Source organism: Gluconobacter sp. (genome assembly GCF_047722525.1).
Taxonomy (GTDB): Bacteria; Pseudomonadota; Alphaproteobacteria; order Acetobacterales; family Acetobacteraceae; genus Gluconobacter.
On sequence record NZ_JBDNYY010000003.1, the window covers coordinates 66125 to 79926 of the forward strand.

9 protein-coding genes are annotated in these 13802 nt (G+C 62.7%); 8 read left to right on the top strand and 1 reads right to left on the bottom strand.

Translation table 11 applies throughout. The features are described 5' to 3' along the window. Positions 1-125: 125 nt before the first annotated feature. The 7 genes from groES to ABF859_RS03870 all read left to right on the top strand — a co-directional run bounded on the left by groES (position 126) and on the right by ABF859_RS03870 (position 9015). A complete protein-coding gene (gene groES / locus ABF859_RS03840; protein WP_062027127.1) occupies positions 126-416 on the top strand; it encodes a co-chaperone GroES in 291 nt (96 codons plus the stop codon). A 50-nt stretch (positions 417-466) separates the two neighbouring features. Then, positions 467-2107 (top strand): chaperonin GroEL, encoded by a 1641-nt coding sequence (gene groL, locus ABF859_RS03845; RefSeq protein WP_415526308.1) that lies wholly within the window; start codon positions 467-469, stop codon positions 2105-2107. Between the two features lie 277 nt (positions 2108-2384). Further along, on the top strand, positions 2385-5366 hold the full coding sequence (locus tag ABF859_RS03850) for a TonB-dependent receptor domain-containing protein (RefSeq protein ID WP_415526310.1): 2982 nt from the start codon (positions 2385-2387) through the stop codon (positions 5364-5366). Positions 5367-5529: 163 nt separating this feature from the next. Continuing rightward, positions 5530-5916, top strand: a complete 387-nt coding sequence (locus tag ABF859_RS03855) for a hypothetical protein (protein WP_415526312.1) — start codon at positions 5530-5532, stop codon at positions 5914-5916. After that, positions 5916-6869 carry a hypothetical protein gene (locus tag ABF859_RS03860; RefSeq protein ID WP_415526314.1) on the top strand — a complete coding sequence of 318 codons (954 nt, stop codon included), beginning with the start codon at positions 5916-5918 and terminating at the stop codon, positions 6867-6869. The genes ABF859_RS03855 and ABF859_RS03860 overlap by 1 nt, the downstream gene beginning before the upstream one ends. Positions 6870-6920: 51 nt before the next feature. Then, the gene (locus ABF859_RS03865) at positions 6921-7778 is read left to right on the top strand and encodes a heavy metal-binding domain-containing protein (protein ID WP_415526316.1); all 858 of its coding nucleotides are present in this window, start codon (positions 6921-6923) and stop codon (positions 7776-7778) included. Between the two features lies 1 nt (position 7779). After that, positions 7780-9015 (top strand): toxic anion resistance protein, encoded by a 1236-nt coding sequence (locus ABF859_RS03870; RefSeq protein WP_415526318.1) that lies wholly within the window; start codon positions 7780-7782, stop codon positions 9013-9015. Here the strand turns inward: ABF859_RS03870 and ABF859_RS03875 are convergent. Further along, a complete protein-coding gene (locus tag ABF859_RS03875) occupies positions 9006-11939 on the bottom strand; it encodes an ATP-dependent DNA helicase (RefSeq protein ID WP_415526320.1) in 2934 nt (977 codons plus the stop codon). The genes ABF859_RS03870 and ABF859_RS03875 overlap by 10 nt on opposite strands. Before the next feature lie 210 nt (positions 11940-12149). On the opposite strand from ABF859_RS03875, the gene ABF859_RS03880 reads away from it, so the two are divergent. Next, positions 12150-13781, top strand: a complete 1632-nt coding sequence (locus ABF859_RS03880; protein ID WP_415526322.1) for a lysine--tRNA ligase — start codon at positions 12150-12152, stop codon at positions 13779-13781. The last annotated feature ends 21 nt before the right edge of the window (positions 13782-13802 follow it).

Consider the following 13802-nt stretch of genomic DNA (forward strand, 5'->3'; position numbering starts at 1 on the left):
AAGGTGGGGGCGACTATGTCTTTGGCACTCTCCATGTGAGAGTGCCAAAATGCACTGCAGTCATTGAGTGCAACAACCCGGTCACGCTGCTTTGTACAAGGGTGTGGCCATAAATGGAGCGATCCATGACGAAGTTTCGTCCCCTTCATGACCGCGTAGTGGTCCGTCGCCTGACGGGCGAAGAGAAGACCGCTGGCGGCATCATCATTCCTGACACCGCCAAGGACAAGCCGACCGAAGGCGAAGTCGTTTCCGTCGGCCCGGGTGCCCGTAACGAGCAGGGCCAGATTGTGGCTCTGGACGTCAAGGCTGGTGACAAGGTGCTGTTCGGCAAGTGGTCCGGCACCGAGGTCAAGATCGACGGCGAAGAGCTGCTGATCATGAAAGAGAGCGACATCATGGGTGTGATCGGCTGATCAGCCGTCCCCGTTTCCTCTCATAAGAACCTCATTCAGGAGTAAGAATTATGGCTGCCAAGGACGTAAAGTTCGGCGCTGATGCCCGCGAGCGTATGCTGCGTGGCGTTGATATCCTCGCAAATGCCGTCAAGGTCACGCTTGGCCCGAAGGGTCGTAACGTTGTTCTCGACAAGAGCTTTGGCGCACCGCGCATCACCAAGGACGGTGTGTCGGTTGCCAAGGAAATCGAACTGGCTGACAAGTTCGAGAACATGGGCGCCCAGATGGTCCGCGAAGTCGCGTCCAAGACGAACGACATCGCAGGCGACGGCACCACGACCGCAACCGTGCTCGCCCAGGCCATCATCCGTGAGGGCGCCAAGGCTGTTGCCGCTGGCATGAACCCGATGGATCTGAAGCGCGGCATCGACAAGGCTGTTGCCGTTGTTGTTGACGAGCTGAAGAACAATACGAAGAAGATCACGTCTCCGGAAGAGATCGCCCAGGTCGGAACGATTTCCGCCAACGGTGAGACCGAGATCGGCGAGATGATCGCTTCTGCCATGCAGAAGGTCGGTTCCGAGGGCGTAATCACGGTGGAAGAGGCCAAGGGCCTGCACACCGAGCTCGACGTTGTCGAGGGCATGCAGTTCGATCGTGGCTACATCTCCCCGTACTTCGTGACGAACCCGGAGAAGATGACGGCTGATCTCGACAGCCCGTACATCCTGATCCACGAAAAGAAGCTCTCCTCGCTTCAGCCGATGCTGCCGCTTCTCGAAAGCGTTGTGCAGTCCGGCCGTCCGCTGGTGATCATCGCCGAAGACGTCGATGGCGAAGCACTGGCCACGCTGGTCGTGAACAAGCTGCGTGGTGGCCTGAAGATCGCTGCCGTCAAGGCTCCGGGCTTCGGTGACCGTCGCAAGGCCATGCTGGAAGACATCGCCATCCTGACGGGCGGCCAGGTGATTTCCGAAGACATCGGGATCAAGCTGGAATCCGTTACGCTCGAAATGCTGGGTCGCGCCAAGAAGATCCACATCGAGAAGGAAAACACCACGATTGTCGAAGGCGCTGGCAACAGCGAAGACATCAAGGGCCGTTGCAACCAGATCCGTGCGCAGATCGAGGAAACGACGTCTGACTACGACCGCGAGAAGCTCCAGGAGCGTCTGGCGAAGCTGGCTGGTGGCGTTGCCGTCATCCGCGTCGGTGGCAGCACCGAGGTCGAGGTGAAGGAGCGCAAGGATCGCGTTGACGATGCCCTGCACGCAACCCGCGCTGCCGTTGAAGAAGGCATCGTTCCGGGTGGTGGCACGGCTCTGGCCCGCGCATCGTCCGCTCTGAAGGGTCTGACCTTCGACAACGACGACCAGCGCGTCGGTGGCGAGATCGTCCGCAAGGCCCTGCAGGCTCCGCTGCGCCAGATCGCGTTCAACGCCGGTGAAGACGGTGCGGTCATCGCAGGCAAGGTGCTTGAGAACGACGGCTATGTCTTCGGCTTCGACGCCCAGAAGGGTGAGTACAAGGACCTGGTCGCGGCCGGTATCATCGATCCGACCAAGGTTGTGCGTACGGCTCTGCAGGACGCCGCTTCGGTTGGCGGTCTGCTGATCACGACGGAAGCCATGGTTGCCGAGCGCCCCGAGAAGAAGGCTCCGGCCGCTGCTCCGGGTGGCATGGGCGGCATGGGTGACATGGACTTCTGATCGAAGTCCAGTCTGTCCTCCGGCCTGTCTGACGGGCCGGAGGAGATCCGATATGTTGCTAAAAAGCCTCTGGCCTTCGGGTCAGGGGCTTTTTCTTTGGAGATTTAGTTGCTGAAAGATAACGATAAAACCCGGATGGGGTATAGGTGTTGCATTTTTCACACTTGTGGCATGCAAGTGGCCACTGGAAGCATGGCTGGTATGTATTTTCCGTGACAGCAACGCTCTGACATCTTTAGAGAGGCGGCATCATTCTTCTGAAGGATATTGTTCGTTGATGAACACATCTCGCCGTCATCTGTTGCTGTGTGCATCAATTCTCGGAGTGGGAACCCTGTCGGGGACGGCATTTGCCGCGTCCACGACACAGGCCGGACATCGGGCTCACAAGGCCGTGTCTCACAAGGCAGCCGCGCCGATCTCTGCGGCCCAGGGGACCACATCCGCCGTTGTTGCTCCGGCCGCCACCTCCAGCGTTGCCGTGCCCGTCACCACGACCTCGTCCTCCGCAGTGCGGCGTCGCCGTGCGGCCGCTCTGGAAACCCCGAGCGTTTCGGGCGGCACCGAGCGTATGGTGGTCACGGGGTCGGCGCTGGCCTCCTCGAATAACCAGAACGCCAATCCCGTCCAGATCGTGACTGCCAAGCAGATCCAGCAGACGGGTGCCACGACGCTCAGCGATTTCTTCGCACGCATTCCGTCCATCGGCGGGACGGGGTCAAACAACGCGGAAACCAACGGTACGGGCGGCGCGGCCTGCACCGATATCCGTAACCTCGGGTCCAACCGCGTTCTCGTCCTGATCGACGGCAAGCGCGCCACGCTGAACGGTCAGTCGAACTGTATCGATCTGAATGCGCTGCCGGTCCAGCAGATTGCCAGCGTCGAAATCCTGAAGGACGGTGGTTCCGAGCTTTATGGTGCCGATGCCGTGTCGGGCGTCATCAACATCAAGATGCGCCATGACCTGTCGGATGGAAACATCACGATCCGTGGCGGCATCACTGGCCATGGTGACAACGATACGGGCATGATCTCCGCCTACAAGGGCTGGAACTTCGATCATGACAAGGGCAACCTGACGCTGTTCGGCCAGTACATGACGCAGGGCGGTGTTCTGCAGCGTGACCGCAGTTGGGCCAACCCGGTGCAACTGTCCGACAATCCCATTGGCTCAGGACCGGAAACCTTTGGTTCAGGCTACTCGAACTATACGCATGTCAAGAACGATGCCGCAGGCATAGACGCCGCTGTCGCGCCGGACGGCAAGACGGTGAGCAACTGGGGCACGAACAACCGTTATGACTACGGCCGGCATCAGAGCCTGCTCAACCAGCTTCAGGATGCCAGCCTCTCGGGTGATTTCCACTACGAGTTCAACCGGCATGCCAACCTGTACTCCAATGTGATGTACTCGCATCGGACCAGCTCCACCTATATGGCGGCCGAGCCGTTTGATGGTTCTGTCCAGCCCAGCACGTTGCCGTCCGTTCTGACGGTGCCGGCCAATGATCCGAACAACCCGTTCGGTCAGGATGTGGACATCACGAAGCGTCTGACGGAGCTCGGGGACCGCCGCGACGAGAACGCCACCGACACGGTCACCGCCAAGGTGGGTGTGAATGGTGAGATTGCGTATGGCTGGAATTACGACCTGTCGTATACCTACGGTTCCAACATGTCGACGGATCACCTGGAGAACGTGGGTTCGTACACGAACCTGCTGAACGCCTATGGTCTGCAGCAGGCTGACCCGTCCAGCGCGACGAGCGCTCTGGTCTACAACCCGTCGGTCTGCCCGTCTTTCGGATGCAGCAATCCGTTCGGGACGATGGGCAGTCAGGCCGCGTCCTACGTCAACTACAACACGAACACGCATTCGCATTACCAGCTCCGTGACTGGAACCTGCGCATCAACAACAACCACGTGACGACGATGCCCTGGAAGGGCGGCGGCGATCTGGGTATTGCCGTGGGCTTCGAGCATCGTGGTGAGCAGCTGACCAACACGCCTGACGAACTGATCAGCAGCGGACAGAGCCTGACCAATACGGTTCTGCCGACCAGCGGCGGCTTCGACGTGACGGAAGGTTATGCGGAAGCCAAGGCGACGCTGCTGAAGAACGTCTTCCTCGCCAAGGATCTGACGGTCGACGTGCAGGGACGTGCATCGGGCTACAGCACGACGTCCGACACGGCGAAGAACTGGAAGGCGTCCATCAACTGGGCTCCGACGCGGGATATCCGTTTCCGTGGTACGATCGGCACGTCCTATCGTCAGCCGAACGTCTATGAGCTGTATGGCGGTCAGTCGCTCAGCTACAACCTTGCCAATGATCCCTGCGATGCGGGTCAGGTCGGCACGTATGGTGCTGCTTCGGCGGCGGTTGCGGCGACCTGTGCGAAGCAGGGGATCAACACCTCCACGTTCCATCAGTCCGGTACGGGCCAGGTTCCGACGCTGGGTGGTGGCAATTCGCATCTGGCACCTGAAATCGGGCGGACCTACACGTTCGGTACGATCATCACGCCGCGCTGGATCCCGAACCTCTCCATTTCGGGTGAGTTCTGGCACTATTCGGTCAACCATACGATCAGCGCGCTTCCGACGCAGTATATTCTGGACGGATGCTACACGGGCACCAGCCCTTCGCTGTGCAATACGATCAACCGTCTGTCGAATGGCCAGATCAATACGGTCTCGGCGATGAACCAGAACACGGGTGCGCTGCATGAGAGCGGTGTGGACTTCGATTTCGACTACCGCATCCGGGTGGCACGTCACGATGTCCTGTCGGTCTCCAACAACTTCCAGTACCTGCTGAACTACACCCAGCAGCTGGTCCCGGGTGGCTCTTTCACCAATTACACCGGTGCGCTGCTGTATGCAGGTGGTCCGAACAACCCCAATGCGTCTTATGGCATTCCGCGCGTTCGTGACTATGCGACGTTCGGCTGGACCCATGGCGCCTTCACGGCGACCTACATGGTGCAGTTCATCGGCGGTATGCGCTGGAACGATCAGTCCGAGTTCCTGAACTCCACGACGGCTGGCCGTTACAAGACGCCGATGATGATCGAACAGGATCTGACGCTGGCATATCGCTGGAAGAAGTGGAATTTCGAGAGCGGCATCAACAACATCACCAACAAGAAGCCTCCCTTCGTGGCCAGTGGCGTGGATAATAGCGCCGGCGCGACCTATGGCAGCTTCTATCAGGGACGTTATTTCTTCCTGCAGGCCGGTCTGAACTTCTGATCCTGTCAGTCTGAAAAACGGCCTGGACCTTTCGGGGTCCTGAAGAGCCCCCGGCCCGTGTGGTCGGGGGCTTTTTTTTGTACGAACTTTCCGGGGGCGTAATTTCCTGATTGACGGACGCTGAAACCTGTCGAAATGTAACAGGGATCTCGGAGAGGGGCTCATGAGCGGGAATATCGACGATCTTGCGGCGCTGGTCAGGGAAGCCGAGGGCGGCCGTGAGCGCTTTCTGGAGAAGTTCGCCGTGTTCTGCGAGCAGGCTTTTCCGCGTCAGACGACCGTCTCACGCAGGGCTCGGGGCTGGCTGAAGCGGACGGTCGAGATCGAGGGGCTGGCGCTTCGGTTCGAGACGCGGGTTTTTGTGCTTCGGCGTGAGGGGGCTGCGGTCGTGGCCGAGATTGCGCATGAGGTTCGCGGCGTGGTCATCAGCCGCAAGCAGGTTCCTATCCGGGACTGGATCATGCAGTTGCGTCAGAAAATGCATGAGGCGGGGCTGGCGGTTTCGGGTGAGGGACAGGCCGCGGCGGAGTTGACGGATTTCCAGCCGTGATGGGGCTGTTTCCGTGGTCGTCCGGTGCGAAGAAGGAGCCTGAATCCCGGGCTTTTCATGAACTGGAGGGGCGGCCCCGGCCGCTGGTGCGGCTGGGCTCGGTGCGACAGGCGTTGCTGGCGCCGTCGATGGCGATGGTGCCGATCGGGAATGTTCATGCGGAAACCTGGTGGAAATCCGGTCTGGGCTGGCAGGCCGTGCATGAGGCGGGCTGGCGGACGGCGACGGACCGGATCCGTGAGCAGGCGCGGGCGCTGGGGGCGGATGCGGTTCTGAACCTGCGGTATCGGCTGGAGCATCATGGAGGTGGGCTGGGGTTCATGCTGCATGGGGAGGCCGTGCGGATTCCGCAGTTGGCGGGGCGCGGCGTGATTCCCTGTGTGCCGTGGAATGCGGCGACGCTTGATGTGGCGCTTGCGGCGGGGATCGTGCCGGTGAGTTATGGCGTCGGGACGTGGGAAGAGGTCCGGTATACGGGGCCTCTGGAGGGTTTTTTCGATGCGATAAGCATCGGGGAGAGCGCGCTTCTGACGCAGGCCAAGCGGGCGGCGCGGGATGCGGCGGCGCAGAGCTTGCGGAACGATCCGGTGTGTCAGGACTGGGATGGCGCACTGGGGCATGATGAGACGGTTGGATTGGTGGTCCGGTCGGAGCGGGGTGTCGTGCGGTCGATTCAGGTCCGGGCGGCTGTGAGTATCCTCGGGTATCGGCGGATTGGGGGACAGGGCGCAGTCTTGCCCTCAATGGTCTGTGGGCTGGAGGAGACGGTTCGAACCGGCATGCAGCACCGGCCATTGTTTGCTGGGGTGTCCAACCGGATCGAAGTTGAGGAAGAGGCTGGGGAAGGGCGCGTTGAGGCGACTGTTCTGGGGCTTGAGGTTGGCGGCGAGGTTGTCAGCGAAGTGACCGAGGGGCTCGGTGGTCTGTTTGACGGGCTGGGCGATCTTTTCTGAGGCGCGTTTTGAGTGACCTCGTGTTCTTTTGGATTTTGCAGCGGGATTCCCATGGGTATCTTTGATCAGGTTCCGGGTTTTGACAGTCTTCCTCCGGGCTGGGGCGGCAGCGGTGCGTCCGAACCGGCGCAGGGTGGCGAAGCGCTCCCGGTGAGGGTTTCTGGAGGCCGGGTTGCGACGTCGGATTTCAGCGTGCGCGAACTGCTGGTTGTCGAGCAGGCCGGATTCCGGGCGCTGGGCTTGTGTCTGGGGAACAGCATCTGGAAGGTGCAGGCCAATACGCAGTTCCGCAACACGTCCTACGAACTGACGGATCTGACGGGGGCCATGTATGGCGCGCGTGAGAAGGCGGTCGAGATCATGCGCGAGGAGGCCGAGCAGCTTGGCGCGGACGGGATCGTGGGGACGCGGCTGGAGATTTCACAGCTTGCCGATAGCGGGATGCTGGAGTTCCGGGCGTTCGGGACGGCGATCGTTCATGCCGAGGGACATCCGGGGTATCGGCGACCGGACGGGCGGCCGTTTACGTCCGATCTGTCGGGGCAGGATTTCGCGCTGGCGTTGCGGTCCGGGCGGCGGCCGCTGGATCTGGTTCTGGGGTGTTGTGTGCAGCATATTCCGCGCCGCAGCCTGATGACGACGCTCAAGCAGGCCATGCAGTGCGTGGAGCTCGATCTGTTCACGCAGGCCTATTACACGGCGCGCGAGCACGCGATGGAGCGGATGTCGGCCCATGCGGCGGAAGTCGGGGCCAATGAGATCATCGGCACGACACTGCGTGAGGAATCGCATGTCTGGGGCGACCATATCGTCGAGTTTCTGGCAGTCGGGACGGCGATGTACGATACCGGTAAGCCGGACCCGAACTTCCGCATCGATCCGACCTTCACCCTGACGCTGGATGACTGACATGAGTGCTGACGAGACCAGACCGCTGGATCTGAGCGATCTTTATGCTGATGAGCCTGCTCCTGTGAAGGTTGAGGCCCCGGTTAGCAGTGGGGCTGTGCCGGTGGCGCTGGAGCCGATGCCGGCTTTTCCGCGGCTGGTGGAGATCAGCCGTCTGCCGGCGGATATGGTTGAGGAGGCGCATCGGCGGGCCGGAACGATCGATTTCGGGGATCTGAACACGCTTCTGTCGCATGGCATGGGCGCGCTTGGGGAGCTTGCGAAGGTTTCGGATCGCATGCTGGCCGGACGGACGCTGGGCGAAAGTGATGCGGTTGGGGAAATCGCGGCGGGTGTTCTGGATGGCGTGAAGATCCTGCGGATCGGGGATCTGCAGAAGCTGGCGCGGGGCGAAGGGGGGGCTCCTGGTGGGTTTCTGGCGAAAATGGGTGGTCTGCTGGGGGGCGCGAAGGATGCGCTGAGCGGATTTGCTGAAAACCGCAAGAAGTTCAATGCCCTGATGGACCAGCAGGAGGCTAAAGCGCGGGTTACGATTGCCGATCTCAAGCGGAACATTACCTCGTTTGAGGACATGTATCAGGCCCTACGGCATGGCGTGCGGGAGTTGAATATCGATATTGCGGCTGGGCAGCTTGCGCTTGAGGACGGTGAGCGGAAAGTTGAGGCGCTGCGGCAGCATGCTCTGGAGACGCAGGATCCCGTGGATGCGGCCGAGGTCATGGAACTGCGCGGGCGTCTGGCAAATTTCTCGGGACATCTGAGTGAGCAGCGCGAAGGACTGATGCGGGCTGCCCTGACCATTCCGATGATCAAGAGCACGCGTGAGGCGGCGGAAGCGCGGATCATGGCGCTGCATTCGGCGCTGACGAAGACCATTCCCAATCTGAAGGCGGCCTGTGCGGTGGCAGTGGGGCAGGTGGACAACCGCAATGCCGCTACGGCGCGCGATGCGCTGAATGAGGCAGACCACAAGATTTTGGGGCTTGTGGCTGATGGTGCGCTGGATGCCGCGCGGACGACCGCTGCGAGCCGGGGCGTGGACCCGCGGCAGATGGAAGCGCTGGCGCAGGCCGCTGACAAGGTCACGCAGGCTCTGGGCGAAATGGCGCAGAACGACAGGCTCGCGGCCGAGCGGGCGCAGGAGCAGGAAAAGGAACTGCATCAGCTTCGGGACCGTCTGGCAACCAGCATGCGCAGCCTGGCGCAGCAGTCGGTTCAGCCCCCAGGTCAGTCCTGAAGGAGGGGCGGTCCGTTTTCCTGCTCCTCGGGGCGCAGGAAGCGGGCGATGTCTTCCAGTGCGTCCGCCAGCGGCATGCGGCGGACGTCTACGCCGTCCGGGAAGGCGGAGAGCAGGCGTGAAGGCATGCGGCGGTCCAGCATGACGAAGACACCGCGATCGGTGCCCTGACGGATCAGGCGGCCGAACGCCTGCCGCAGACGCATGCGGGTGATGCGGTCGTCGTAATCGCCGGGGCGGCCTTCGGACAGCAGGCGGCGGCGTTCGCGGTGCAGGATGTCGGGGCGGGGCCAGGGGGTCTTTTCGAACACGACCATGCGCAGGGCTTCGCCGGGGACGTCCACGCCGTCACGCATCGCGTCCGTTCCCAGCAGGCAGCTATGGGTTTCGGTGCGGAAGACGTCCACGAGGGTGGCGTTGTCCATGGCATCGACATGTTGCGCGTAAAGCGGGAAGCCCTGTGTTTCCAGCGGCTCGTGGATGCGGCGATGGACTTCGCGCAGGCGGCGGATGGCCGTGAAGAGGCCGAGCGCGCCCCCGCCTGCGGTTTCGAACAGGGCCCGGAAAGCGTGGGCGAGGGACGGGATTTCGCCCGAGACGTCCGTGATGACATAGGCGCGCGTCTGTGTGGCGTAGTCGAACGGGCTCATGACCGAGGCGCGGATGGGTGGCTTGAGGAAATGCGTGGCGCCCAGACGCAGTTCGGCGGCGTGCCAGCTTGCCTCGTTCTGTGTGTCGCCATGGCCGGTTTGGTCGCGCAGGGTCGCGGACGTCATGAGCAGGCCGTGGGCGGGGGTCTGGATTGTCGAGACGAAGGGAATGGTCGGGTCCAGCCAGTGCCGGTACAGGCCGATGTCGTGATCCCCTTGTGTCGCGCGGGTGCGGGGCAGGCGTTCGGTGCGGATGAAGTCCACGAAAGTGGGGGTGACGTCGGGTTCTGGTGGCGTCTGAAGCGCGTCCAGCATGCCGATCCAGCCGGACAGGCGGCTGATGGCTCGGCGGTGCAGGGTGCGGATCATGGCCTCGATGCGCTGGCGGGTCGGGGAGTCCATTTCCGCATCGTCCTCGGCCTGTGCGGCGAGACGGTCGGCCAGAAGTTTCAGTGGATCGCGCAGGCGCGTGAGGGCGCGGCTGAGGGTTTCGGCGGCGCTGGCGACATCTTCATTGACGGGATGCAGGTCACATTCCGCCGAAATATAGCCGTCGCGGCTGTCTTTGGTCTGGCGGGCGCGAAGCTGGTGGTCCAGAGCGCGCAGGAAGGCTTCGGACGGGTTTTCCGGTGCGGGCTCTTCGGGGATCAGCAGGGCAGGGGCGCTGGGTGGCGGAATGAAATCCTGATCTTCGTCAGCGGGGCTCTCGGGGCGCAGGCGCGTGCTCCAGCCGGGCGCGGGCAGGGCGCGGGCAGCCTGAAGTGCGGCCTGCAGCGGCGTGTCGATCATGGGGAGGCGTTCGACCAGATCGTCCAGCCGGCGTTGCAGGCCACGGGCGCGGGAGCGGCTGCCTTCGGCACCCAGCAGCCAGCGGCGGAGTTCGGCGGCTTCAAGGCCGGACAGGGCCGTGGCGAAGGCGCTGTCGGCGGCGTCCGGGATGTGATGGCCTTCGTCGAAGACATAGCGTGTGGGTGTGGTGTCTTCGTCAGGCAGGCCAGGTGGGGCGAGGGCTGCCCAGGCGGCCTGTGAAAGGACAAGGGCGTGGTTGGCGACGACCAGATCGGCCTGACGGGCGCGGCGGATGCCGTGTTCGACGAAGCAGGTCTGGTAATGGGGGCAGGCGGCGTGGATGCATTCGCCGCGCCGGTCCGCCACGCCGAACAGTGTGCCGTGGCCGAAGAGTTCGCCAAACCAGCCGGGGAGATCGCCGCCCATGAGGTCCCCGTCACGGCTGGCTTCGGCCCAGCGGGCGAGCAGGGCCATGGGGAGCAGGGCGGCGTAACCGTCAGGGCCACGGGAGGTGGCGACGTTGAGCAGGTCTTCCATGTTCAGCAGGCACAGATAGTTCTCGCGGCCTTTGCGGACGACAACTTTCTCCCGCAGGACTGTCTCGTCGGGATAAAGGCGGCGGAGTTCCTGTTCGATCTGGCGCTGGAGATGGCGGGTATAGGTGCTGACCCAGACGGCGCCGTCATTCTGTTCGGCCCAGAGGCTGGCTGGGGCGATGTAGCCCAGCGTCTTGCCCGTGCCGGTTCCGGCTTCGGCGAGGACGACATTGGGGGAGCCGATGCTTTCGCGCGGCTCGAAAGCGGCTGTGGCGACAGAGGCGAAATCAGCCTGTCCAGGGCGGATTTCGGCATTTTTTCCAAGGATTTCACGCAGGCGCTGGCGGGCGGCGTTGGGGGAGACGGGCTGGCTTCCGGGAGCAGGGCGCGGAGCGGTTTCTTCCCAGCGAGGCAGGCGTTTCCAGATGCGGATCGCTTCGTAGGGATGGGCGCCTGTTGTGTCTCGTGGGGTTCCGAGGACGTCCGTGACTTCGCCGCTCCAGGCCCAGCCGGCGCGGGTCAGGGGGACCATCAGGGCGCGCAGGCGGGTGCCTTCGGGGGTTTCGGCCTTGTGCCGCAGTTCGTCGAGCAGGGTTTCGCACAGGACGGGGAGGAGGTCCGCGCCGATGGTTTCGGGTGGTTCGATGCCGAGGGCGAGGGCCAGTCCGCGCGGGGTGGGAGCGACGGTTGTGGCGGGGCGGACGAACAGGAAGAGGTCCAGCAGGTCGAACCACGGCACGGGCTGGGAAAGCGGGGAGAGATCCAGCGCGCGCAGGGCGGCGGGGCCGTGGACCAGAAGGGGCGGGGGAAGCTGGGTGAGGCGGTCGCGGGTTTCTTCCGCCGTGAGGTCCAGAAGTTCGCCGTCCGGTGTCAGGAGCGAGGACAGGCCGCGACGGGCGACGAGGGCCGGAGCGTCGAATGGCGACAGGAAGGTGGGGGCGCGGGGCATTGTCGCCAGTGTAGCGGGAAGGGGAAAGGCGGGCGAGGATGTTTTGCGGGTTTTGCGAACGGAACGTGAAAGCTGGCTGTCTGCAAAGGCCTGGGAGGTGCGGAAAAGTCCCTGAAATATTTCGTCATGACAAGGATGTGTCTGGCTGAAACCGTAATGTGTCGTATTGCTTGACCGGGGAGGAGTGTCTCCCTACCTTTTCCGGTAATCATGCAGAAATCCAAGACACCTATCGCCCCGTCCCTCTCTCCTGACGCGCCGCTTCCGAAAGCATGGCCGTTCGAAGAGGCGCGAAAAATCACCGCGCGCATGGATGCGCGCGCTTCTGATGCTTCGGAGCAGGCTCCGGCCCTTCTGGAAACGGGTTATGGCCCGTCGGGTCTGCCGCATATCGGCACGTTTGGCGAAGTGGCGCGGACGACCTGGGTGCGTCAGGCCTATGAGGCGCTGACCGGCCGTCCGACGCGTCTGCTCGCGTTCTCCGATGACATGGATGCGCTGCGCAAGGTGCCGACCAATGTGCCGCAGCAGGAGCTTCTGACCAAGCATCTGGGGCTGCCGCTGACGCGGGTGCCTGATCCGTTTGGCGAATATGACAGCTTTGCCGCGCATAATAACGCGCGTCTTCGCCAGTTCCTCGACAGTTTCGGTTTCGATTACGAGTTCGCCTCCGCCACGCAGTACTATACGAACGGCACCTTCGATGCGGCGCTGCGCCGTATGCTTGAAGTCCATGATGAAGTCGTGGCGACCATTATTCCGACGCTTGGTCCGGAGCGCCGGGCCACTTACTCGCCGGTTCTGCCGATTCATCCCGAGACCGGGCAGGTCATGCAGGTGCCGATCATCAAGGTTGATCCGGAGGCCGGGACCGTTGTCTGGAAGGACGAGGCCGGTAAGACGTTCGAGACGTCTGTTCTGGGTGGTCATGCCAAGATGCAGTGGAAGGCCGACTGGGCCATGCGCTGGTATGCGCTGGGCGTGGACTACGAAATGTCCGGCAAGGATCTGATCGACAGTGTGAAGCTGTCCTCGAAGATCTGCCGTATTCTGGGCAAGGAGCCGCCTGCGGGTCTGACCTATGAGCTGTTCCTTGATGCGCAGGGGCAGAAGATCAGCAAGTCCAAGGGCAATGGTCTGTCAGTTGAGGAGTGGCTGCGTTACGGTACGCCGGAGAGCCTGTCGCAGTACATGTTCCAGCAGCCGACCCGGGCCAAGCGTCTGTTCTTCGACGTGATTCCACGTGCGACAGATGATTACCTGACGCTCGTGCAGAAAGCTGAGACGCAGGAAGGGCCGGAGCTGATGGCCAATCCGGTATGGTTCATCCATGGCGGGACGATCCGTCCGCAGGATACCAGCCCGGTGTCCTATACGGCGCTGCTGAATCTTGCGAACGTGGCCAATGCCGACAAGCCGGAGACGCTTTGGAAGTTCCTGCGGCGCTATGACCCGACGCTGTCGCCCGAGACGCATCCGTATGTGGACCGGCTGGTGCATTGTGCGCTGACCTATTTCAAGGAGCAGGTTTACCCCAACAAGACCTATCGTGCGCCGACGGAGACCGAACGCAAGGGGCTGGTGGATCTGGCGGACGAACTGGCGAAGCTGGCGCCGGACACGCCGCCGGGCGAAGTGCAGGATGTGGTGTTCGAGGTGGGAAAGCGCTATTTCGCCAAGCCGGAACTGCGGTCCTGGTTCGGGTGCCTGTATGAGGTGCTGCTGGGTCAGAGCGAAGGGCCGCGCTTCGGGATTTTTGCGTCCCTGTTTGGGCTGCCGGAAACGGTCGGCCTGATCCGGGATGCTCTCGCGCGGCCTGTTGAAGAGCCTGTGCAGGACTGAGCCGTGGGCATGCCCAGGGAT

Bases quoted from the DNA above. Each gene is read 5' to 3' on its own strand.
- groES (WP_062027127.1), top strand. From the start codon at position 126: ATGACGAAGTTTCGTCCCCTTCATGACCGCGTAGTGGTCCGTCGCCTG.
- groL (WP_415526308.1), top strand. From the start codon at position 467: ATGGCTGCCAAGGACGTAAAGTTCGGCGCTGATGCCCGCGAGCGTATG.
- ABF859_RS03850 (WP_415526310.1), top strand. From the start codon at position 2,385: ATGAACACATCTCGCCGTCATCTGTTGCTGTGTGCATCAATTCTCGGA.
- ABF859_RS03855 (WP_415526312.1), top strand. From the start codon at position 5,530: ATGAGCGGGAATATCGACGATCTTGCGGCGCTGGTCAGGGAAGCCGAG.
- ABF859_RS03860 (WP_415526314.1), top strand. From the start codon at position 5,916: ATGGGGCTGTTTCCGTGGTCGTCCGGTGCGAAGAAGGAGCCTGAATCC.
- ABF859_RS03865 (WP_415526316.1), top strand. From the start codon at position 6,921: ATGGGTATCTTTGATCAGGTTCCGGGTTTTGACAGTCTTCCTCCGGGC.
- ABF859_RS03870 (WP_415526318.1), top strand. From the start codon at position 7,780: ATGAGTGCTGACGAGACCAGACCGCTGGATCTGAGCGATCTTTATGCT.
- ABF859_RS03875 (WP_415526320.1), bottom strand. From the start codon at position 11,939: ATGCCCCGCGCCCCCACCTTCCTGTCGCCATTCGACGCTCCGGCCCTC.
- ABF859_RS03880 (WP_415526322.1), top strand. From the start codon at position 12,150: ATGCAGAAATCCAAGACACCTATCGCCCCGTCCCTCTCTCCTGACGCG.